We start from the raw sequence: 22,137 nt of genomic DNA on the forward strand, positions 1-22,137 counted from the left end.
GCGTCAGCGCATCGGCGCCGCCCCGGCGCTGCCTGCCTGCCGGGCTGCGGTCGCCGCCAGCACGCCGGCGCCGAACGGGCCGCCGCCGTCCGGCGGCAAATCTTCCAGCAGCGTCGCAGCGCCCCATACGCCATTGTTGCGCGCCAGCACCTGGTAGGTCTGCATCTGGCCGGCGCTGCGCGCCACGACGTACAACGTGCCGTGCAAGAAACGCATGGCGGGTAGCGACGCGGCGTTCGCCTGCAGCCGGGTCGCGCGTTCGCCTTCCACCAACCACAGGGCCCCGCCCGGGCTTTCGAGTACGGCCACGGCGACGTGCCCATGCGCATCCGCGCCCACCGCGGGCTTGCCCACGTACGGTACCCCCAGATCGACGGCCGGTGTCCAGTGCTGGGTGCGGGCGGCATCGGCAGCTTGCCCGCCGGCTTGCGCAATGCGCATCAGGTGGCCGATGCCGTGGGCGCGGAAATACAGTTCGATCAGGCCCTGGCCGTTGCGTATGGCGGCCAGGCCTGCGCTGCTGCGCGGGGCGGGCAGGCGCTGCCACGGGGCCCAGGCGGCGCTCTCGTGCGCTTCGCGCTGCCATGTGGCGAACAGCTGCCCGTCTTTATCGATGGCAAAGGCCCAGTAACGCCGGGCTTCGTCGCGGGCGATGGCGGCATTGCCGCGCGCGTCCGGCAGCAGGGGCAGGGGTTGCCAGGGCGTCCAGCCGCTGTCGAGCCCTGTCAGGGCGGTCCAGTGATAAAGGCCATCGTGCCCGATGGCCACGATGGCGGCATCGCCGCGGGGCGCCACGGCGGGCGATCGTGCCGCGCGCATTCCCGCCATGGCCTGCCACCCGTTCCAGGCGCCGTCCAGGCCCTGCCTATTGATCCACAGGCCGCCCAGGGTATCGCGGGCCACGATACCGACGCTGGAGTCCGGGAATGCCAGCGACACCAGCGGGCCCGCGGTGCGGCCGCCCAAGGTGTTCCAGCGGCGCTGCCGGGCATCCCACATATTGACGGCGTCGTTGGCTTCGCCCGCCGCGAACACCATCAGGCCGCCCTGCGGGCCGGCATAGAGTTCGGGCGCGACGTCGTGCCGCGACACATAATAGGCGCGGCGCACCCATGCCGCGGCCGGGCCGGCCGGCTCTTTGCACCCGACGGGCCCGCTGCAATAGTGGTAATCGTTCCATGCGTAATGGCGGAAGATCTCGGACTTGCGCGCGATTTCTGCCTCGGCCAGGTTGATGCCCCGTTCCTGGCTGGGGTAGTCGACATAGCCCGTCTCGGCATAGTTGCCGGGGGCCAGGGCGATGGCGTCGCGCACCAGCCGCGCGCTGGAGATATGGTCCGGATGGCCATGGCCCGCGCAGCGCCAGCACAGCTGGGTGTAGGGCACGCTGATGGTGTCATCGAGATGGCGCACCGCCGTGGGCCGGTATGTGTCGATGATGGCGGCGAGCGTGCGCACCAGATCCTCGCGGCCGTATGCCTGCAGGCGCGGGCCCAGTGTAAGCGCCACCATGCCCGGCACGGATTCTGCCTGGCTCAGCGGCGTCAGGCTGCCCCAGCCCTCGCCCAGCCATGGATCCTGCAACCGCATGTGCCATAACTGCACGCCGGGGTTGCCCTGCAGGGTGAAGCGCGCGATGTCGTAGCCATCGACCCGCACGGCGTCTTCCTTCCACAGGTCCGGCTGCCCGGCCATGTATGCGTAGGCGGCGCGCACGCCTCGCTCGCGTCCCAGCATGTAGGGCTCGCCTTCGCCGGCATCGCTGGCCGTCAGATACACCACGCGCACGCACCCGCCGGCCTCGATGTTGGCGGCCAGGTCCGGGTTCATGAACAGCAGGTCGTCGTCCAGGTGGGCCACAAAGGCCAGGTCTTTGATCCCCCGGCAGTCAGCCAGGGACGGCGTGTCGGGGGCGGCGGGCGCAGCGGGGGGCGTGGCCATGGCGGCGCCGGCCCAGGCCAGCCAGCCCAGGCAAGGCAGCAAACAACGGAAGGCGCGCGCGCAGCGGGCCCGGAAATGGCGCATGGATCGTCTGTGGGCGACAACCCGATACTTGGCTTGGCGGGGCTGCTGCCGCGCGAGTATCTTGGTATGAGGTGATGGTTTTCTGTGCGCGGCGAGTATAGCGAGCCGCCGCGACGCGCGCCATGGGGATGAACGCGAATGCGCCCGGCTGGCGCCGGGCGCGGCAGGTTCAGCGGCTGACGGCCGGCGTCAGGCGGAACACTTGGGGGCGGGCTGCTTGGACAGTTCGTCGATGGCGTCCAGGTCGGGCTGGCGCGTCAGGCTGTAGTTCAGATTGGGCGTCTTGCCCAGTACCGACCGCAGTCGCAGCACGTTATTGGCCGCCACCACGAATTCCGCGCGCGGCGCGCCGTCGGCGTCGAATATCAATACGCGCGGCGGGCGTTCGGTCGTGGCATCCCAGCAGCCTTGCTCGGCCGTGGGCTTGCTGAGATTGCCGGCGTTGTCCAGGTAGGCCACGCGGCTGCGCCAGCGGCCGTTGGGGGCCAGGGTCAGCGTGATGCGTTGCGCGGCGCATTGCTCCGAGGGCGACAGGCAGGGCAGGGTGCCCATGTAGGTCTGTGCCTGGGGCACCAGCGCGTGGGCGGCCGGCGAAGCGCTGCCCGCGGCCTGCGCCGCCGATGCGGCGCTGGATTCGGCGGCTTCCTGGGCTGCGGCGTCTTCGGCTTCGGTGCGGGGGCGCGTCTGGCCCGGGGGCGGCGCCTTGAGTTCGATCTGCAACTGCGAGGGGGCGCGCACCACGCTGCGGTAGGCCGCGCCTTCGCCCTGGTACTGTGCGTCGGTCAGCGTGCCGGCCGGCGGCGGGTTGTAGTAGCCCTCGGTGCGCTGCTGCGCGCAGCCCGCGATCAGCGCCGTGCCAGCCAGCGTGGCCGCGGTCAGGGTCAGGAATCGATGGCGAGGCGCCTGAAGACTTGCGGGTGCGGGCATGATGGCTGACAAACGTAGTGGATATGTCGGAATTCTACGCATTTATGGAAACATCCGATACGTTTGCATCACGGCGCGGGTTTGAACTATTTGCCGCATGCCGGAATAATGCGGCGTCACCGGCCCTGTTGCGCGTCATGCCGCGCCCGGCCCCTACACAATGCTGGCCTGAATACCTATGCGGCACGCCTTCGCAGTCGATCTCCACTGGGCCATTGCCATGGCTGCGGTGCTGGGCCTGTTGGCCGGCGCCTGGCTGACCGTGCTCGCCCATCGCCTGCCCCGCATGATGGAGCGCGAGTGGCTGCAGCAATACTACGACTACCGCCAGTCGGCGCTGCCCGATGCCCTTGCGCCGCTCGCGCCGGCCCCCGGCCCGGCCGCCTATAACTTGTGGACCCCGGGCTGGCACTGCGCCGCGTGCGCCGCTCCCATACGCGGCTGGCGCCGGCTGCCCGTGGCCGGGTGGCTGTGGCTGCGGGGCCGCTGCGGGGCATGCGGCAGCGCCATAGGCTGGCGTTATCCCGTCACCGAACTGGCCACCGCCGCGCTCTTCGCGCTGTGCGTCTGGCGGTTCGGGCCCACGCCGCTGGCCTTGTGCGCCATGCTGTTGTGCGCGGCGCTGGTGGCGCTGGCGTGGATCGATCTGCAGACCAGCCTGCTGCCCGATGCCATCACCCTGCCCCTGGCCTGGCTGGGCCTGCTGGTCAACCTTGGCGGAGCAATCGCGCCGCTGCCGCTGGCCGTGCTGGGCGCCGTGGTGGGCTACGTGTTCCTGTGGCTGCTGTTTCATATGTTCCGGCTGCTGACCGGGCGTGAAGGCATGGGGTACGGCGATTTCAAGCTGCTGGCCGCGCTGGGCGCGTGGTTCGGCCTGGCGGCGCTGCCCGCCCTGTTACTGATGGCTTCGCTCGCGGGCGTGGCCGGCGCGGGTATCCTGCGGTTGACGGGCCGCGCGCGGCGCGGGCAGCCTTTGCCCTTCGGCCCTTATCTTGCGTTGGCCGGCGTGGTGATGCTGCTGACCCCGGGGGGGCCGGCATGGTTCTAGCTAGCCGACGCGGGCCGGGCGCCCATGGCTTTAACGGATTACATCTATGTACAAAATCGGGCTGACCGGCGGCATTGGTTCCGGCAAGACTCGCGTGGCCGACATGCTGGCCGAATGGGGCGCGGCGGTGGTCGACACCGACGCCATCGCGCACGCCCTGACGGCGCCCGGCGGGGCCGCGCTGCCCGCCATACGCGAGGCGTTCGGCGATGCGGCCATCGGCGCCGACGGCGCCCTGGACAGGGCCTGGATGCGCGACCTGGTATTTCGGGAACCCGACGCGCGCGCACGGCTCGAAGCCATCATGCATCCGCTCATCGGCGCGGATACCCGGCGCGCGGCCGCCGTGGCCACGGGCGCGTACCTGGTGTTCGTGGTGCCGCTGCTCGTAGAGTCCGGCCGCTGGCGCGACCGGGTCGATCGCATCTGCGTCGTCGACTGCGATCCGGCTACCCAGGTCGCCCGGGTGCAGTCGCGCAGCGGGCTGACGGAGCCAGCCATACGGCGTATCATGGCGGCACAGGCCGCGCGGGCAACCCGGCTCGCGGCAGCAGACGACGTCATCGTCAACGACGGCGCCACTACTGTCGAACAGCTGCGCGCGCGGGCAAAGGCTCTGCACGACCAATGGCGCCGACTGGCGGCGGCGCCGCGCAATCCGCCGCCCGGTGCGGCCGGCTCTCCTGAATAACCCGGCCTGCGGGCCGATCACAAACAGGCCTGTACATAGCGTGATTCTGTACGAATATCCTTTCAACGAACGCGTCCGTGCCTACCTGCGGCTGGAATACCTATTTGACCGCCTGAACTACTTTGCGCGCGAAGGCGATCCCAGGCATCACCAGATCGCGGTCGCGACCCTGTTCGATATCCTCGACGCCACGGAACGCACCGACATCAAGACCGCCGTGCTGCAAGACCTCGATCGCCAGCGCGTGGCCTTGCAGGCGCTGCGCGACCATCCCAATGTCGCCCAGGACGCCCTCGAATCGATGCTTGCCGACCTGGAACGCACCGTGGGCAACCTGGCCGCCCAGGGACGCGCCGGGCAGCCGCTGCGCGAGAACGAATGGCTGGTCAGCCTGCGCGGCCGCCTGGCGGTGCCCGGCGGCGCCACGCAGGTCGACATGCCCTCGTATCATGCCTGGCAGCACCGGCCCGAGGCCGACCGCTGCGCCGACCTGCAGGCCTGGACGGCGCCGCTGCGCCCCTTGCACAACGCCGTGGCCATGGCGCTGCGCCTGTTGCGCGAATCGGGCCGCCGCTCCGAAATCCAGGCCGAGGGCGGCGCCTACCAGCAGATGCTGGCCGGCAAGCTGTTTCAATTGCTGCGCGTCTGGATCGACCCCCAGTTGGGCGTGTTTCCCGAGATCAGCGCCAATAAGTACATGATCTGGATACGTTTTTCGTGCCAGAACGGCGACGCGAAGCCCCAGCAGGTCACGCGCGACCTGTCCTTCCAGATGTCGCTTTGCAGCGCCTGAGCCGGCGCGGCATGCCGCCGTCGCGGCGCGACGGCCGATTTCCTGTTGCGGCGTATTTCAAGCGCCGCCGCCCGGCGCCGTAAACGGGTGCTCTTGGGGGACAATAGCGCCTTCAGCCGCTTGTGTCCGACCCTTTATGCCCCAAATGTCCGAACCGACCAGGCCGCGCCGCCGGCGCTTGCTGGTGGCGACTCTGTCATTGCTGGCCCTAGCCGTTGTCGCATGGCTGGCGCTCAAGCCCGGCGATCAGCCGGCGCAGCGCCAGGGCCGTGGGTTCGGCGGGGGCGGCGCGATGGACATGCCGGTGCCCGTGCGGGTGGCCGCAGCGGGCACGCAGAACATCGACATCGAGCTGCGCGCGCTGGGCACCGTTACCGCGTACAACACCGTCACTGTACGCAGCCGCGTCGATGGCGAGCTGATCGACGTGGCCTTCAATGAAGGCCAGCGCGTCAAGGCGGGCGACCTGCTCGCGCAGATCGACCCCCGCCCCTATGAAGTGGCGCTGGCCCAGGCGCGCGGGCAGCAGCAGCAGAACCAGGCGCAGCTGGCCAATGCGCGGCGCGACCTGCAGCGCTATCAAACCCTTTTCAAGCAGGATTCGATCGCACGGCAGCAGCTCGATACCCAGGCCGCGCTGGTGCGCCAGTATGAAGGCACCCAGATCAGCGACCAGGCCGCCGTCGACGACGCCAAGCTGCGCCTGGAGTACACGCGCATCACCGCGCCCATAGACGGCAGGCTGGGGCTGCGCAAGGTTGATGTGGGCAATCTGGTATCGACGGGCGACACCGAAGGCCTGGTGGTCATTACACAGACCCAGCCTATCTCGGTGCTGTTTTCGCTGCCCGAAACGCAATTGCCCGAAGTGCTTGAACAGGTGCGCGCCGGGCGCACGCTGGCCGTGCGCGCCTACGACCGCAACGATACCGAACTCGTCGCCACCGGGCAGCTCGAGACCCTCGACAACCAGATCGACGTGGCCACCGGCACGGTCAGGCTCAAGGCGCGTTTCGATAATGCCGACGAACGCCTGTTTCCCAACCAGTTCGTCAACGTGCGCCTGCTGGTACAGACGCGCGACGACGCCACGGTGATTCCCACGGCCGCGGTACAACAGGGCAACGCCGGCCCCTTCGTGTTCCTGCTGCGTCCCGACAACACCGTAGAAGTGCGGCAAGTGCAGCTGGGCGCCATCAATGGCGACCGAGTGGCCGTCAACGCGGGGCTGGCGCCAGGCGACCGAGTGGTCGTCGAAGGCACCGACCGCCTGCGCACGGGCGCCAAGGTCAGTGTCGTCACGGGCGACGCCACCATTGCGGCCACGCCCGGCCAGACACTGGGCGCCGGCGCGCGTGCGGGCGCCGGCCAGCCAGCGAAGGCGCCGTGAACCCGTCACGCCTGTTCATCCTGCGGCCGGTCGCCACCACACTGTCAATGGTGGCGATCCTGATCGCCGGCTTCATCGCCTACCGCCTGCTGCCCGTATCGGCGCTGCCCGAGGTGGACTATCCCACCATCCAGGTCGTCACGCTGTATCCGGGCGCCAGCCCCGACGTCATGACCTCGCTGGTGACCTCGCCGCTCGAGCGCCAGTTCGGGCAGGTGCCGGGGCTGAACCAGATGTCTTCCACCAGTTCGGGCGGGGCGTCGGTGATCACGCTGCAGTTCAGCCTGGACGTATCGCTGGACGTGGCCGAACAAGAGGTGCAGGCCGCCATCAACGCGGCGTCCAACCTGCTGCCCGGCGACCTGCCCGTGCCGCCGGTGTACAACAAGGTCAACCCTGCCGACGCGCCGGTGCTGACACTGGCCATTACTTCGCCCACCATGCCCTTGCCTCAGGTGCGCGACCTGGTCGATACGCGCATGGCGCAGAAGCTGTCGCAGGTGCCAGGCGTGGGGCTGGTCAGCGTGGCCGGCGGGCAGCGCCCCGCCGTGCGCATCCAGGTCAACCCGCGCGCGCTGGCCTCGGCGGGGATGTCGCTGGCCGATCTGCGCAACGCGGTGGTCGGCGCCAATGTCAACCAGCCCAAGGGCAACCTGGACGGGCCCGAACGTTCGACCACCATCAACGCCAACGACCAGCTCAAGTCGCCCACCGACTATAACGACCTGATCATCGCCTACCGCAACAACGCGCCCGTGCGCCTGTCGGACGTGGCGCAGGCCGTGCAGGGCGCCGAAGACGTGCGCCAGGCCGCCTGGGCGGGCGACCAGCCCGCGATTCTGCTGAATGTGCAGCGCCAGCCGGGGGCCAATGTCATCGACGTGGTCGACCGCATCCGCGCCATGCTGCCGCAGCTTGAACACGCGCTGCCCGCCACCCTGGATGTCACCGTCGTGTCCGACCGCACGCAGACCATCCGCGCGTCGGTGTCCGACGTGCAGTTCGAGATGCTGCTGGCCGTGGCCCTGGTGGTAATGGTGACCTTCGTGTTCCTGCGCAGCCTGACGGCCACGGTGATCCCTAGCGTGGTGGTGCCCCTGTCGCTGGTGGGCACGTTCTGCATCATGTACCTGGCCGGGTTCAGCATCAACAACCTGACCTTGATGGCGCTGACCATCGCGACCGGCTTCGTCGTCGATGACGCGATCGTCATGATCGAGAACATCGCGCGGCACCTCGAAGAAGGCGAAACGCCCATGCAGGCCGCGCTCAAGGGCGCCCAGCAGATCGGCTTCACGCTCATCTCGCTGACGTTCTCGCTGATCGCGGTGCTGATCCCGCTGCTGTTCATGACCGAAGTGGTGGGGCGGCTGTTCCGCGAATTCGCCATCACGCTGGCGGTGGCCATTCTGATTTCGCTGGTGGTGTCGCTGACGCTTACCCCCATGATGTGCGCCCGCCTGCTGCGGCCCGAGTCCGAACAGCGGCACGGCCGCTTCCACCGGGCCACGGGGGCGTTCATCGACGGCGTCATCAGGCGCTACGACGTCATGCTGCAGTGGGTGCTGGCACGCCAGCGCCTGACCCTGCTGGTGGCGCTGGGCACCTTTGTGCTGACCGTGCTGCTGTACATCGCGATTCCCAAGGGTTTCTTCCCGCAGCAAGACAGCGGCATCATCCAGGCCATCACGCAGGCGCCGGCCTCGGTGTCTTTCCCCGCGATGGCGCAGCGCCAGCAAGCCGCCGCGCGCATCGTGCTGCAAGACCCGGATGTCGAATCCGTGGCCTCGTTCATCGGCGTGGACGGCACCAATGCCACGTTGAACACCGGCCGCATGCAGATCGCCCTGAAGCCCCATGCAGAGCGCGACGGCGACCTGGCCGAGATCACCCGCCGCCTGCAGGATGCGCTTGCCGCGCAGCACGACCTGAAGGTCTACATGCAGCCGGTGCAGGATCTCACCATCGAAGACCGCATCAGCCGCACGCAGTACCAGATGACCCTGTCCAATCCCGACATGGCGCTGCTGGCCGAGTGGGCGCCGCGGCTGGTCGAGCGCCTGTCGCAGCTGCCCGAGCTGACCGACGTGGCGCACGACATGCAGAACGACGGCCTGCAGACCTGGGTGGAAATCGACCGCGATGCCGCGGCGCGGCTGGGCATCACCACGGCCGCCATCGATGAGGCGCTGTACAACGCGTTCGGGCAGCGGCTGATTTCCACCATTTTTACGCAGTCGAACCAGTACCGGGTGGTGCTGGAGGTGCTGCCGCAGTTCAGCCAGTCTCCCCAGGCGCTGGAACAGATACACCTGACGACCGAGGCCGGCACGCTGGCGCCGTTGTCGGCGGTGGCGCAGATTTCGCAGGGCCGCACCATGCTGGCCATCAGCCGGCTCGACCAGTTCCCCATGACCACCGTGTCGTTCAATCTGGCGCCCGGCGCATCATTGTCGGGCGCGGTCGAGGCCATCAAGGCCGCCGAGGCCGAGATCGGCATGCCGGCCGGCATCGAGACACGCTTCCAGGGCGCGGCGCTGGCTTTCCAGAACTCGCTGTCCAGCACGCTGTGGCTGATCCTGGCCGCGGTGGTCACCATGTACATTGTGCTGGGCGTCCTGTACGAAAGCTATATCCACCCCATCACGATTCTTTCCACGCTGCCTTCGGCCGCGGTGGGCGCGCTGCTGGCGCTGATGATCCGGGGCACCGAGCTCGACATGATCGGCATCATCGGCATCATCCTGCTTATCGGCATTGTGAAAAAGAACGCGATCATGATGATCGACTTTGCGCTTGAGGCCGAGCGCAAGCGCGGGCTGACGCCGCGCGCGGCCATCCATGAAGCGGCCCTGCTGCGTTTCCGCCCCATCCTGATGACGACGCTGGCGGCGTTGTTCGGTGCGTTGCCGCTGATGCTGTCGACCGGCACTGGCGCCGAACTGCGCCAGCCGCTGGGCCTGGTCATGGTGGGCGGGCTGCTGCTCAGCCAGGTGCTTACGCTGTTTACCACGCCGGTCATCTACCTGATGTTCGACCGCCTTTCGCGCCGGGGCAGGGCGCGGCAGGCCACGGAGCCGGCATGATCCTGTCGGCGCCGTTCATCGTGCGCCCGGTGGCCACGGTCTTGCTGTGCCTGGGGCTGGTGCTGGCGGGGCTGCTGTCGTACCGCATGCTGCCGGTGGCGCCGCTGCCGGAAGTCGACCTGCCTATCATTTCGGTCACGGCCAATCTGCCGGGCGCCAGCCCGGAAACCATGGCGTCCAGCGTGGCCACGCCCCTGGAACGCTCGCTGGGCGCCATTGCCGGCGTCACCGAAATGACGTCGCGCAGTTCGCAGGGCAGCACCCGCATCACCCTGCAGTTCGACCTCAGCCGCGACATCGACGGCGCCGCGCGCGACGTGCAGGCCGCCATCAATGCCGCGCGTTCGCTGCTGCCCACCGGCTTGCGCAGCAACCCCACGTATCGCAAGGTCAACCCCTCGTCGGCCCCCATCATGGTGCTGGCCATGACTTCCAGCACCCTGAGCCAGGGCAGGCTGTACGACCTGGCCTCGACCATCGTGGCGCAGAAGCTGGCGCAGGTAAAAGGCGTGGGCGAAGTCACGGTGGGCGGCAGCTCGCTGCCGGCGGTGCGGGTCAATCTCAATCCGGGCGCGCTGTCGAGCCGCGGCGTGTCGCTGGACGAAGTGCGCAGCACGCTGACCGAGGCCAATGCCAACCGGCCCAAGGGCTTTATCGAGAACGACAGCCATCATTGGCAGATCATGGCCAGCGACCAGCTCGAACGCGCCGAGCAGTACCGCCCGCTGGTGGTAGCGTGGCGCGACGGCGCGCCGGTGCGGCTGTCCGACGTGGCCACGGTGGAAGACTCGGTCGAAGACCTGTTCCAGACGGGTTTCTACAACAACAGCCCGGCCATCCTGCTTATCCTGCGCCGCCAGGCCGACGCGAACATCATCGAAACCGTAGAAGCGGTGCGCGCCCAGTTGCCGCAGCTGGCCGCGATGCTGCCGGGCGACGTAGACCTGACCATCGCGCAAGACCGAACGCCCAGCATCCGCGCTTCGCTGCACGAGGCCGAGTTGACGCTGGTGGTGGCGGTGGGCCTGGTGATGCTGGTCGTGCTGCTGTTCCTGCGCCATTGGCGCGCCGCGCTCATTCCCAGCGTGGCGGTGCCGGTTTCATTGATCGGCACGTTCTGCGTGATGTACCTGTGCGGCTATACGCTGAACACGATCTCGCTGATGGCGCTGATCATCGCCACGGGGTTCGTGGTGGACGACGCCATCGTGGTGCTCGAGAACATCATGCGCCATATCGAGCAGGGCGCCTCGCCCATGCGGGCGGCGTTGCGCGGCTCGCGCGAAGTCGGCTTCACGGTGCTGTCCATGAGCCTGTCGCTGGTGGCCGTATTCATTCCCATCTTGTTGATGGGCGGCGTGGTCGGGCGGCTGTTCCGCGAGTTCGCGGTGACCCTTTCGGCCGCCATCCTGGTGTCGCTGGTGGTGTCGCTGACGCTTACCCCCATGATGTGCGCACGGCTGCTGCAGCCGCAAAACCGCGAGCGTAGGCCGGGGCGGCTGTCGGCGGCGATCGGGCGCGGCTTCGACGCCATGCTGGCGCATTACCGGCGCAGCCTGTCCTGGGCGCTCGCGCACGGACGCATCATGATGCTGCTGCTGGCGGCCGCCATCGGCCTGAACGTGTATTTGTACGCCGTGGTGCCCAAGGGCTTCCTGCCGCAGCAGGACACCGGTCAGCTGCTGGGCTTTTTCCGCGTCGACCAGGGCACGTCTTTCCAGGCCACGGTGCCCAAGCTGGAATACTTCCGCAAGGTGATTCTCTCGGACCCGGCCGTGGCCAGCATCACGGTGCATGCGGGCGGGCGCGGGGGCAGCAACAGCAGCTTTATGTCGATACAGCTCAAGCCGCTGGACGAACGCAATGTCAGCGCCAACGATGTGGTCAACCGCCTGCGCGGGCGGCTGCAGAATACCCCCGGCGCGCGGGTGTTCCTGGTGCCGCAGCAGGATATCTTCCTGGGTGGCGGGCAGGGCAGCGGCTCGTACGACTACACGTTGCTGTCGGGCGATCTGTCGCTGCTGCGCGCCTGGATGCCGCGGGTGCAGCAGGCCATGGCCGCGTTGCCCGAACTTGTCGACGTGGACTCCAGCGTCGAAGACAAGGGCCGCCAGATCGAGCTGGTCATCGACCGCGAGGCCGCGACGCGGCTGGGCATACGCATGGCCGACATCGCGGCCGTGCTGAACAATTCGTTCAGCCAGCGCCAGGTTTCCGTGATGTATGGCCCCCTGAACCAATACCATGTGGTCATGGGTGTAGACCAGCGCTTTGCGCGCGATGCCGAATCGCTCAAGCAGGTGCATGTCATCACGCAGGATGGCCAGCGCGTGCCGCTGTCGGCCTTCGCGCGCTTCGAAAACACGAATGCCCCGCTCAGCGTGCGTCACAACGGGCTGTTCGCGGCCGACGATATTTCGTTCAACCTGGCGCCCGGCGTGTCCCTGGATCAGGCCATACGCGCCATCGACGCCGCCGTGGCGCGCATCGGGCTGCCCTCGGACCAGATCCAGGCGGGCTTTTTGGGCGCCGCCGCCGCGCAGCAGCAGGCGCAAAGCCAGCAGCCCTGGTTGATCCTGGCCGCGCTGGTCACCATGTATATCGTGCTGGGCATCCTGTACGAAAACCTGGTGCATCCGCTTACCATCCTGTCCACGCTGCCATCGGCCGGCATCGGCGCCTTGCTGGCGCTGATGCTGGTGGGCAGCGAGTTCACCATCATTGCGCTGATAGGCGTGTTCCTGCTGATCGGCATTGTGAAGAAGAACGCCATCATGATGGTTGATTTCGCGCTGGAGGCCGAACGCCGACGCGGCCTGACGCCGCGCGACGCCATCTTCGAGGCGTGCCTGACGCGCTTTCGCCCCATCATGATGACCACGATGGCGGCCATTTTCGGGGCATTGCCGCTGGTGCTGGCCACCGGGGCCGGCGTCGAAATGCGTCAACCGCTGGGGGTGACAATCGTCGGCGGGCTGATACTCAGCCAGATCCTCACGCTGTACACGACTCCGGTCGTGTACCTGTACCTGGACCGCTTCCGCCTGTGGCTGCGGGGCCGCCGCCGCGGCGGCGGGGTGGCGGGTCCGCAACCGGATATAGAACGCCCATGAGCCGCGCCATGTCGTTGCTTTCGTTTCCCGACCTTGCACGCGCGCCGCGCCGCGCGCTGCTGCTTGCGTGTTGCTGCGCGTTGTTGTCCGCCTGTGCGGTAGGCCCCGATTACCAGAGGCCCACGCTTGATGTGGGCGACAGCTACAAAGAAGCGCCGGCTTCCGTCGACGGGTGGAAACCCGCCCAGCCGCGCGATGCCGCAGAACGCGGCGCATGGTGGCAGGTGTACGGGGACCCGACGCTCGACGGGCTGATGCAGCAGTTGAATACGGCCAACCAGACCATTGCGCAGGCAGAGGCCAATTACCGCCAGGCACAGGCGCTGGTGCAGGGTGCGCGCTCGGGGTTCTTTCCCACGGTGGGCGCCAACACCAGCGCCACCCGGGCGGGCGGCGGCAACAGCGCCGCCGGGGGCGTTGCCAACCAGTACAACCTGAGCGGCTCTGCAAGCTGGGAGGCCGACCTGTGGGGGCGCGTGCGCCGCGAAGTGGAGGCCAGCCGCGCCGAGGCCGACGCCAGCTTCGCCGACCTTGCCAACGCGCGACTCAGCGCGCAATCGGCCCTGGCCCAGAACTATTTCCAGCTGCGCATCCTGGACGAACAGAAGCGCCTGCTGGAATCCACCGTGGCGGCCTACGAAAAGTCTTTGCGGCTGACACAGAACCGTTATCAGGCAGGCGTGGCGGGCAAGAGCGACGTGTCGGTCGCCCTGGCGCAGCTGGAAAACACGCGCGCGCAGTTGATCGATCTGGAATGGCAGCGCGGCCAGTTCGAACATGCCATAGCCGTGCTGGTGGGGCTGGCGCCTTCGCGCTTTGCACTTGCGCCGGCGCGCTTCGCGCAGGCGTTGCCCCACATTCCGGCGGGCTTGCCGTCCGAACTGCTCGAGCGCCGGCCCGACGTGGCGTCGGCCGAACGCCGCGTGGCGGCCGCCAACGCACAGATCGGCGTCGCGCAGTCGGCCTGGTTCCCCGACCTGGTGCTGAGCGCCGACGGCGGCTTTCGCAGCGGGCAATTCGCGCAGTGGCTGACCGCGCCCGCACGGTTCTGGTCGCTGGGCCCGGCCTTGGCGCTGACGCTGTTCGACGGCGGAGCGCGCCAGGCCGAACTGGACCGCGCCCGCGCCGCCTACGAGGGGCAGGCGGCCCTGTATCGCCAGACCGTGCTGGGCGCGCTGCGCGAAGTCGAAGACTATCTGATCCAGCTGCGCGTCATGGAACAAGAGCAGGTCGTGCAGCGACGCGCACTCGAAGCCGCGCGCGAATCATTGCGGCTGGCGCGCAACCAGTACGAGGCCGGCCTGATCGGATACCTGGACGTGGCCGTGCTCGAAACCACCGCGCTCAACAGTGAGCGCAATGCGCTGAGCCTGCTGGGCAGCCGCCTGGCCGCCAGCGTACAACTCATCGCCGCCCTGGGCGGCGGCTGGGAAGGACTGCCACCGCAAGACACCGCGCAGGCCGAGCCGCAGCAGGAATAAACACCGCCCGGTGTCAGACACCCTGCGGGAGTCAGACACCAAGCATCAGGAAGCGGGGAGCAGAGCGTACAGGTTTGAAGGTGTCAGACACCCTGCGGGAGTCAGACACCAAGCATCAGGAAGCGGGGAGCAGGACGTACGGGTTTGAAGGTGTCTGACTCCCGCAGGGTGTCTGACACCAAACGCATGGGCATAACGCTGCGAGTGCGCGCAGCCCCTTAGAAAAACCCCCGGATACCTGCGACCCCGTGGGCGCCATGCCGTTGCGCGTCGGCCAGCGTGTTGGCCGACTGCCCGCCCAGCGCATAGACGGGCAGCCCGGCGTCGCGCGTGCCTTGCACGAACCCCTGCCACCCTAGCGTGGGAGCCCCCGGATGCGATGGTGTTTCCAGCACCGGCCCCAGCACCGCGAAGTCGGCGCCCAGGTTGCGTGCGTGCATCACCTGCGCATTGTCGTGCGTCGAGACCCCCACCCACGCATGTTCGGGAAGCGCCGGGCGCGCATGCAGCGCCGCGGCGTCGGACCAGCGCAGGTGCACGCCGTCGGCATGGCGCCACCACGCCTGCGGATGCACGCTGTTGATCAGCAGGCGCGCGCCCGCCGCATGGCATTGCCTGGCGACCGCCTGCATCGCGTCGCGCAGCGACGTGGCCGCGGGGCCGTCGGGCCAGTTGGGTTCGCGCAGCTGCACCAGTTTCAGGCCGCGCGCCAGCGCCAGATCGAGCCGTTCCAGAAAGGCCGGCAGCCCGGCGCGCCCGCCGATGGACGTAATGCCGTAGGCGTCGGGCAGTTGCAGCCAGCGCAATGGGGGCAAGGTGGCCGGCAGCAGGTCGCCGACCTGGTCGGCATGCGCGGGTTTTACCCAGCGCAACTGCTGGTCTTCGAGCCCGCGCGGCTCGCCCTGCCATGCCGTGACCTTGCAGAAGCACAGGCGCACCGTAGTGTGCGGATAGGCGTGCACATAGGTTACCCAGGGCACCGCCTGCGTGACTTCGATGCCGAGTTCTTCGCGCAGTTCGCGCGTCAGGGCCTGCAGCACGGTTTCGCCGGACTCGAGCTTGCCGCCGGGCAGTTCCCACCAGCCCGCCCAGGGTTTGCCGTCGGGGCGCTGCCCAAGCAACAGCTGGCCGTCGGGACGCAGGATGAGGCCCGCGGCGACATCGATGATGCGCTCAGACATGGCGTGCCGCCCAGTCGCGCGCAAACTGATAGGCCACGCGCCCCGAACGCGAGCCGCGTTCCAGGGCCCATTGCAGCGCTTCGGTGCGGCTGGTTTCGATATGCTCTGCGGGGCAGTCGAGCTCGCGCAGCCAGTGCCGCACGATGTCGAGGTAGTCGTCCTGCTTGAATGGATGGAACGACAGCCACAGGCCGAAGCGTTCGGATAGCGAAATCTTTTCTTCGACGGTTTCGCCCGGGTGGATCTCGCCATCGGGCTGGTGCCGGGCCTGCAGGTTCTCGCTCATGTATTCCGGCATCAGGTGACGCCGGTTGGATGTCGCGTAGATCAGCACGTTGTCGCCCGAGGCCGACACCGAACCGTCGAGCACCGACTTCAGCGCCTTGTAGCCCGCTTCGCCTTCTTCGAACGATAGGTCATCGCAGAACACAATGAAGCGTTCGGGGCGTTGCGCCACCAGTTCGACGATGTCGGGCAGGTCGCCCAGGTCGGACTTGTCGACCTCGATGAGCCTGAGGCCCTGGTCGCCATAGGCGGCCAGCATGGCCTTGACCAGTGAACTCTTGCCCGTGCCGCGCGCCCCGGTCATCAGGACGTTGTTGGCGGGCTTGCTCTGCAGGAACTGCCGGGTATTGCGGTCGATGATGTCTTTCTGGCGTTCGATGTGGTGCAGGTCGGACAGGTCGATGCGCGCGACGTGGCGCACCGCATCGAGCCAGCCGCGCGCGCCGCGCTTGCGCCACCGGTAAGCGTGGGCCGACCAGTCGATCTCGGGCGGTGCGGCGGGCAACCAGGCTTCGAGCTGGGCCAGCACGCGTTCGGCGCGCTCGATGAGTACGGAAAAATCAGTAGCGGTCACTTCGGTATCCGGTGCGTGGAGCTCAGGAGCGGTAGTCGGCATTGATGCTGACATACTCGTGCGAGAAGTCGCAGGTGTACACGGTTTCGGCGGCCTGCCCGCGCCCCAGGGCGACGCGCACTTCGATTTCGGCCTGCTTCATGACACGTTGGCCGTCGGCTTCCTGGTAGTCGGGATTGCGGCCGCCGTCGCGCGCCACCAGCACGTCGTCGAGCCACAGGCGCAGCCGGGAGACATCCAGGTCGTCGACGCCGGCATAGCCGATGGCGCACAGGATGCGGCCCAGGTTAGGGTCCGAGGCGAAGAACGCGGTCTTGACCAGCGGCGAGTGCGCCACCGAGTACGCGACCTTCAGGGCCTCTTCGGCGTTGTGCGCCTGCTCGACCCGAACCGTGATGAACTTGGTGGCGCCTTCGGCGTCGCGCACGATCTTCTGGGCCAGGTCCAGCGCGGCGGCGCCCAGCGCGTCGCGCAAGTCGGCATAGTGCGGGTCGGATGGCGATGTGATGTTCAGGCCCGACTGGCCGGTGGCGGCGATGATGAAAGAATCGTTGGTGGACGTGTCGCCGTCGACGGTAATGCGATTGAATGACCGGTTGGCGAGGTCTGTGGCCAGCGTGCGCAGCAGCGGCTGCGCGATGCCCGCGTCGGTGGCCAGGAAGCTGAGCATGGTGGCCATGTTGGGCCGGATCATGCCGGCGCCCTTGCTGATGCCGGTAATGGTGATCGTGCGGCCGCCGATCTGCACCTGCCGCGAGTGGATCTTGGGCAGCGTGTCGGTGGTCATGATGCCGTGGGCCGCGTTGAACCATTCGTTGGCGCCCAGCCTGGCCAGCGCGTCGGGCAGGGCGGCCGTCAGGCGGTCCAGCGGCAGGGGTTCCAGGATGACACCCGTGGAAAACGGCAGCACCTGCTCGGCCGGTACGCCCAGCAGCTTGCCGAGCGCGGCGCAGGTATCTTGCGCCTTCTGCAGGCCTTCGGCGCCAGTGCCGGCATTGGCGTTGCCGGTATTGACCACCAGCGCGCGGATCGGCCCGCCAGCGGCAAGGTGCGCTTCGCAAACCTGCACGGGAGCCGCACGGAAGCGGTTGCGGGTGAACACGCCTGCCACGCTGGTGCCTTCGGCCAGCTTGAAGACGGTGAGATCGCGTCGGTTGGCCTTGCGGATGCCGGCTTCGGTAACGCCGATTTCAACGCCGGCTACGGGAAAAATGTCGGACTCGGAGGGGATCTGCAGGTTAACGGCCATGACTCGGTCTCTGTGGCAGGGCAAATAAACCGCGCTTGGGCGGGTGGAAGCTTCGTATTATCCCACCCAGCCGCGCCGTGTGGGCATGCGGTCCCGGCGTGAAAGGGCAGCGGGTTATACGGTGTACGGTGTGCTGCTGTTGTGCGGTGTCAGGCGCTGGCGATATGTTGTAGGGTGTCAGGCACCTGCGGAGCCTGGCACCAGGCAAGCGCCACGAGGAAAAGGTTTGCCAGGGGGGATGCCCGGCTCGATCGCGCTTCCGTTTCTTGCCGGCGCGGTCTCGCCGGTGCAGTCTCGTTCTTGCCAGTGCGGTCTCGCTTCTTGCCGGTGCAGTCTCGTGGCGTGGGGCACTGTGGGGTGGCGCGTTGGGCGGCGGGGCAGCCGGCGTAGCCGGCCGAGGGCGCCTGGTTGCGCCCGAGCCCGACGCACGTGCGCCGCCCCACAGTGCCCCACGCCGCGAGACGCCATAAGAACCCGTCCAGCCCCAGCCCAGCTCCCAGCCCCCCAGCCTAAGCCCCCAGCCGCAGCCCCCAGCCCCCAAGCACCACGCCCCCCTTCCGCTACTGGCCGCCCCCGCGCGCCGCCACAATCTGCAGCTTCAGTTCCCCCAGCGCCTGGAACAACGCATCCCGGCTGTGGTCCGGCAGCCCGTCGAACATCCCCTTGACCCAATTTTCGTGCGCGCGAGCCATGCGCGTGAACACGCGGCGGCCTTGCGGCGTGAGTTTGAGCACCGAACTGCGCCGGTCGGTGGCCAGCTTCGTGCGCATCACCAGCCCTTCCTTTTCGAGCTGGTCGGCAATGCCCGTAATATTTCCGTTGGTCACCATCATCCGGCGCGACAGTTCGCCCATTTTCATCCCCTTGGGCGCGCGCTGCAGTTGCGCCATCAGGTCAAAGCGGGGCAGCGTCGTATCGAATTCAGTGCGCAGGCGGCCGCGCAGGTCAGATTCGATCAAGTTGCAGCACGTCAGCAGACGCAGCCACAAGCGCAACGCATGGTGGTCGTCGGGCGCGGCGCGGGTTTCCAGGTCGGGAGCGTCGATCATGGCGGGCATCAGCAGGCGGCCTGGCCGCCGGCCAGGCCCATTTGGTCGAAAATGGCGCGCGTCAGCGGGCTGGCGGGATCATTCAGCGTAAGCACGATATCGAAATGATTGGCATCCGGCATGGGCACATACTGCGCCGGCAGGCCGCGGGCCCGCCAGGCGTCGAGATAATCGTCGCTCTGGCGCTTGAATTCAGCCGTTTCATTGCCGCCGTAACTGATCAGCAGCGGGCAGGCGGCGCCGGCGGGAAGCAGGGCGGGGCTGTTGCGTTCGGCGTCGGCCACAGTAAGCCGCATCCAGTCATTGATATGCGTATGCACCAGCGGCCGCAGGTCATACAGGCCCGACAGCGGCGCCGCGCCGGCCACCACATCGGCCGGCACACCATAAGAGCCGTGCCAGCCATCGGCCAGCAGCATGCCCGCCAGGTGCCCGCCCGCCGAACTACCCGACACATGAATGCGCCGCGGATCGCCGCCATACCCGGCAATATGCCGATGCACCCAGGCCAGCGCGCGGCGGTTCTGGTCGACGATATGGTCCAGCGTCACGGCGGGGGCCAACGAATAATTTACCGCCACCACCACCGCGCCGGCCCGAGTAAACGCCGGCGCCATGCAGCTGGAATCATCCTTCGACAGCAGCCGCCAATAGCCGCCGTGTATAAACACAAACACCGGCGCCCCGCCCGGTTGCCGCCCGGCTTGCGGCGATGCCGGAAAAATATCGAGCAGCTCGTCCGGGTGGCTGCCATACGGCACATTGGCCGCATGCGGCAGGGCGTCGCGCGCCGCCTGGCTTTGCAGGGCATACTGCGCCAGGTACGGCTGCACATCGGGCACCGTAGCGCGCGCGTTGTATTGTGCGTCGAGCTCGGCGCGGTCGTAATGGCGGTAAAGGGCTGGCATATCGGGGCCGGGCGCGGGCGGATTCTTGGTAAAAACCCTAGGCTTGTCTTGCGGAATACTTTAAACCTAAACTATGCCGCACGCCAGCCTTTGCCGCGTCATTGTTTGATGCCGGGCAGCCGATGGCAATAGCATCCACATTCGCCCACACATAAGAATATCCGCCGCGCGCCTCGCGCAAGGAGCTATACGATGCGTATCCTGACCACTCTGGTGATGGCCGCCGCACTGGCGCCCGCCCTGTCATCGGCCGATCCCATTAAAGTCGGCATTGCGAATGATATATCGGGGCCGTTCGCCGCGCTGGGCGCCGAAGCGCGCGACGGCTTCAATCTTGCCATCAAGCAGCTGGACGGCAAGCTAGGCGGGCAGCCCGCAGAGTTCCTGCAATCCGACATGGGTGGCAACCCCGACCAGGCGCGCCAACTGGTCACGCGCTACATCCAGCGCGACAAAATCGACTTTTTCACCGGCCCCATCGGCTCGAACGTAGCGCTGGCGGTAGGCCCGGCGCTCTTTGCCGCCAAGGTGCCCTACTTGTCGAACAACCCGGGTCCCAGCCAGTATGCCGGCGAGCGCTGCAACCGCTATTGGTTCGGCACGTCGTACCAGAACGACGCCTTTCATGAAGCCGCCGGCAAAGTGGCCGCCGATCGCGGGTTCAAGAACGTGCTGATCATGGCGCCCGACTACCCGGCGGGCAAAGACGCCCTTACCGGCTTCAAGCGCGGCTACAAGTCGCCGGTTGCCGAAGAGGTCTACACCAAACTGGGCCAGCTCGACTACGCCGCCGAACTGGCACAGATTCGCGCCGCCAAGCCCGATGCCGTGTTCATTTTCCTGCCGGGCGGCATGGGCATCAACTTCGTCAAGCAGTTCGTGTCCACCGGGCTGTCGCAAAGCATCACCCTCATCGGCCCGGGCTTCTCGGCCGACGAAGACGTGATCCAGGCCGTGGGCGAACCGATGCTGGGCATGTACAACACCGCCCAATGGGCGCACGACCTGGACATTCCGCAGAACAAGCAGTTCGTCGAAGCCTTCCGCAAGGAATACAACGGCCGCTACCCGTCCGTGTATGCCGCGCAGGCCTATGACGTCATCATGGCCATGGACGCGGCGGTCAAGCAGGCGGGCGGCAAGGTCTCCGACCGCGAAGCCGTGCTCCAGGCGCTGGCCAAGGCCGATTATCCGTCGGTGCGGGGCGAGTTCACCTACGGCAAGAACCACTATCCCATCCAGGCTTACTACCTGCGCGTCATCGAAAAAGATGGCGAAGGCCGTATCACCAACAAGCTGGTGGGCAAGGTGTTCGACAGCTACCAGGACGTGTACGTGGACCAGTGCAAGCTGTAGTCCGGCCCATGCGCGGGCATAGCCAGGCGCCGTGCCCGCGGCCCACCCCATTGACGGAATCCAGATGACCCTGGTTGTCGAGCAGCTGCTGAATGGCCTGCAGTTCGGATTGATGCTTTTCCTGATCGCCGCCGGCCTGACGCTGGTATTCGGCATCATGGACATCATGAACCTGGCGCACGGGTCGCTGTACATGGCGGGCGCCTACGTCGCCGCCGAGACAATGCAGCGGTCCGGCTCTTTCGTGGCCGCGGTGCTGGTCGCCGCGCTGGCCACCGGGCTGGTGGGCCTGGTGCTGGAACTGGTGCTGGTGCGCCGCCTGGCCGTGCGCGACCACCTGGCCCAGGTGCTGGGCACCTATGCCGTCATCCTGATCGCCAATGACCTGGTCAAGATGATCTGGGGCCCAGCCCCCGTCATGCTCAATATGCCGGCGGCGCTGTCCGGGCCGGTGCGGCTGCTGCCCGACCTGATGTACCCCGCCTACCGGCTGATGATCATCGCCTGCGGCCTGGCGGCCGCCGTAGGCCTTTACTGGTTCGTGACCCGCACCCGCGCGGGCGTGCTGGTGCGCGCGGGCGCATCCAACCGGCAAATGGCTACCTTGATGGGCGTGCGCGTGCCGCTGCTGTTCCTGGGCGTATTCACGATCGGCGCCATGCTGGCCGCCGTGGCGGGCGCATTGCTCGGCCCGATCACCGCCGTGCAGATCGGCATGGGCGAAGAGATCCTGATCCTGGTGCTGGTGTGCATCGTCATCGGCGGCATCGGTTCCATACGCGGGGCATTCGTGGGGGCCCTGCTGGTCGGCATGGTCGATACCGCCGGCCGGGCCTTCCTGCCCATGCTGCTGCGCGAGTTCCTGCCGCCCGCCATGGCGTCCAGCGTGGCCGCGACGCTTGCCGCGATTTCCATTTACCTGCTCATGGCCGGCGTGCTGGTGTTTCGCCCGGCCGGACTCTTTCCGGCGCGTGGCTGAAC

The 22,137-nt window shown here is 67.6% G+C and carries 16 protein-coding genes; 9 read left to right on the forward strand and 7 right to left on the reverse strand.

From position 1 onward, the window contains the following. Positions 1-3: 3 nt before the first annotated feature. Positions 4-2,025, reverse strand: coding sequence for a PIG-L family deacetylase (locus CAL19_RS01395; RefSeq protein WP_094795810.1), 2,022 nt, complete (start codon positions 2,023-2,025; stop codon positions 4-6). 189 nt (positions 2,026-2,214) lie between these two features. Continuing rightward, positions 2,215-2,952 carry a copper resistance protein NlpE N-terminal domain-containing protein gene (locus CAL19_RS01400; RefSeq protein ID WP_026640638.1) on the reverse strand — a complete coding sequence of 246 codons (738 nt, stop codon included), beginning with the start codon at positions 2,950-2,952 and terminating at the stop codon, positions 2,215-2,217. Positions 2,953-3,130: 178 nt separating this feature from the next. On the opposite strand from CAL19_RS01400, the gene CAL19_RS01405 reads away from it, so the two are divergent. The 7 genes from CAL19_RS01405 (at position 3,131) to CAL19_RS01435 (ending at position 14,554) form a co-directional block, all read left to right on the forward strand. Beyond that, positions 3,131-4,000 carry a prepilin peptidase gene (locus CAL19_RS01405; RefSeq protein WP_094795811.1) on the forward strand — a complete coding sequence of 290 codons (870 nt, stop codon included), beginning with the start codon at positions 3,131-3,133 and terminating at the stop codon, positions 3,998-4,000. Positions 4,001-4,046: 46 nt separating this feature from the next. Then, positions 4,047-4,691, forward strand: coding sequence for a dephospho-CoA kinase (coaE, locus tag CAL19_RS01410; protein ID WP_026640640.1), 645 nt, complete (start codon positions 4,047-4,049; stop codon positions 4,689-4,691). Positions 4,692-4,731: 40 nt separating this feature from the next. Further along, entirely contained in the window at positions 4,732-5,484 is a 753-nt protein-coding gene (gene zapD / locus CAL19_RS01415) for a cell division protein ZapD (protein WP_026640641.1), read from the forward strand. Between the two features lie 136 nt (positions 5,485-5,620). Beyond that, positions 5,621-6,874 carry an MdtA/MuxA family multidrug efflux RND transporter periplasmic adaptor subunit gene (locus tag CAL19_RS01420; protein ID WP_038852519.1) on the forward strand — a complete coding sequence of 418 codons (1,254 nt, stop codon included), beginning with the start codon at positions 5,621-5,623 and terminating at the stop codon, positions 6,872-6,874. Then, positions 6,871-9,960: an MdtB/MuxB family multidrug efflux RND transporter permease subunit gene (locus CAL19_RS01425; protein WP_094795812.1), complete on the forward strand. Its 3,090-nt coding sequence runs from the start codon at positions 6,871-6,873 to the stop codon at positions 9,958-9,960. Before CAL19_RS01420 ends, CAL19_RS01425 begins: the two co-directional genes overlap by 4 nt. Further along, a complete protein-coding gene (locus CAL19_RS01430; protein ID WP_094795813.1) occupies positions 9,957-13,073 on the forward strand; it encodes a multidrug efflux RND transporter permease subunit in 3,117 nt (1,038 codons plus the stop codon). Before CAL19_RS01425 ends, CAL19_RS01430 begins: the two co-directional genes overlap by 4 nt. Further along, a complete protein-coding gene (locus CAL19_RS01435) occupies positions 13,070-14,554 on the forward strand; it encodes an efflux transporter outer membrane subunit (protein ID WP_170941484.1) in 1,485 nt (494 codons plus the stop codon). Before CAL19_RS01430 ends, CAL19_RS01435 begins: the two co-directional genes overlap by 4 nt. Before the next feature lie 218 nt (positions 14,555-14,772). Here CAL19_RS01435 and CAL19_RS01440 read toward each other — a convergent pair whose 3' ends face one another. The 5 genes from CAL19_RS01440 to CAL19_RS01460 all read right to left on the reverse strand — a co-directional run bounded on the left by CAL19_RS01440 (position 14,773) and on the right by CAL19_RS01460 (position 19,800). Beyond that, positions 14,773-15,735, reverse strand: a complete 963-nt coding sequence (locus tag CAL19_RS01440) for a Nudix family hydrolase (protein WP_094795814.1) — start codon at positions 15,733-15,735, stop codon at positions 14,773-14,775. Continuing rightward, complete coding sequence (locus CAL19_RS01445; RefSeq protein WP_026640646.1) at positions 15,728-16,594, reverse strand: ATP-binding protein; 867 nt, start codon at positions 16,592-16,594, stop codon at positions 15,728-15,730. The genes CAL19_RS01440 and CAL19_RS01445 overlap by 8 nt, the downstream gene beginning before the upstream one ends. 22 nt (positions 16,595-16,616) lie before the next feature. Next, on the reverse strand, positions 16,617-17,843 hold the full coding sequence (gene argJ, locus CAL19_RS01450) for a bifunctional glutamate N-acetyltransferase/amino-acid acetyltransferase ArgJ (protein WP_094795815.1): 1,227 nt from the start codon (positions 17,841-17,843) through the stop codon (positions 16,617-16,619). Between the two features lie 560 nt (positions 17,844-18,403). Further along, entirely contained in the window at positions 18,404-18,892 is a 489-nt protein-coding gene (locus CAL19_RS01455; protein ID WP_026640648.1) for a MarR family winged helix-turn-helix transcriptional regulator, read from the reverse strand. Between the two features lie 8 nt (positions 18,893-18,900). Continuing rightward, positions 18,901-19,800, reverse strand: a complete 900-nt coding sequence (locus CAL19_RS01460) for an alpha/beta hydrolase (RefSeq protein WP_094795816.1) — start codon at positions 19,798-19,800, stop codon at positions 18,901-18,903. A 192-nt stretch (positions 19,801-19,992) separates the two neighbouring features. On the opposite strand from CAL19_RS01460, the gene CAL19_RS01465 reads away from it, so the two are divergent. Continuing rightward, complete coding sequence (locus CAL19_RS01465) at positions 19,993-21,156, forward strand: ABC transporter substrate-binding protein (protein ID WP_026640650.1); 1,164 nt, start codon at positions 19,993-19,995, stop codon at positions 21,154-21,156. Positions 21,157-21,214: 58 nt separating this feature from the next. Next, the gene (locus tag CAL19_RS01470; protein ID WP_094795914.1) at positions 21,215-22,135 is read left to right on the forward strand and encodes a branched-chain amino acid ABC transporter permease; all 921 of its coding nucleotides are present in this window, start codon (positions 21,215-21,217) and stop codon (positions 22,133-22,135) included. Positions 22,136-22,137: the final 2 nt, after the last annotated feature.

The sequence above is a fragment of the Bordetella genomosp. 7 genome (assembly GCF_002261265.1).
GTDB lineage: Bacteria > Pseudomonadota > Gammaproteobacteria > Burkholderiales > Burkholderiaceae_B > Bordetella_A.

Bases quoted from the DNA above. Each gene is read 5' to 3' on its own strand.
- CAL19_RS01435 (WP_170941484.1), top strand. From the start codon at position 13,070: ATGAGCCGCGCCATGTCGTTGCTTTCGTTTCCCGACCTTGCACGCGCG.
- CAL19_RS01465 (WP_026640650.1), top strand. From the start codon at position 19,993: ATGCGTATCCTGACCACTCTGGTGATGGCCGCCGCACTGGCGCCCGCC.
- CAL19_RS01420 (WP_038852519.1), top strand. From the start codon at position 5,621: ATGCCCCAAATGTCCGAACCGACCAGGCCGCGCCGCCGGCGCTTGCTG.
- CAL19_RS01395 (WP_094795810.1), bottom strand. From the start codon at position 2,025: ATGCGCCATTTCCGGGCCCGCTGCGCGCGCGCCTTCCGTTGTTTGCTG.
- CAL19_RS01440 (WP_094795814.1), bottom strand. From the start codon at position 15,735: ATGTCTGAGCGCATCATCGATGTCGCCGCGGGCCTCATCCTGCGTCCC.
- CAL19_RS01405 (WP_094795811.1), top strand. From the start codon at position 3,131: ATGCGGCACGCCTTCGCAGTCGATCTCCACTGGGCCATTGCCATGGCT.
- CAL19_RS01430 (WP_094795813.1), top strand. From the start codon at position 9,957: ATGATCCTGTCGGCGCCGTTCATCGTGCGCCCGGTGGCCACGGTCTTG.
- coaE (WP_026640640.1), top strand. From the start codon at position 4,047: ATGTACAAAATCGGGCTGACCGGCGGCATTGGTTCCGGCAAGACTCGC.
- CAL19_RS01460 (WP_094795816.1), bottom strand. From the start codon at position 19,800: ATGCCAGCCCTTTACCGCCATTACGACCGCGCCGAGCTCGACGCACAA.
- CAL19_RS01455 (WP_026640648.1), bottom strand. From the start codon at position 18,892: ATGATCGACGCTCCCGACCTGGAAACCCGCGCCGCGCCCGACGACCAC.
- argJ (WP_094795815.1), bottom strand. From the start codon at position 17,843: ATGGCCGTTAACCTGCAGATCCCCTCCGAGTCCGACATTTTTCCCGTA.
- CAL19_RS01400 (WP_026640638.1), bottom strand. From the start codon at position 2,952: ATGCCCGCACCCGCAAGTCTTCAGGCGCCTCGCCATCGATTCCTGACC.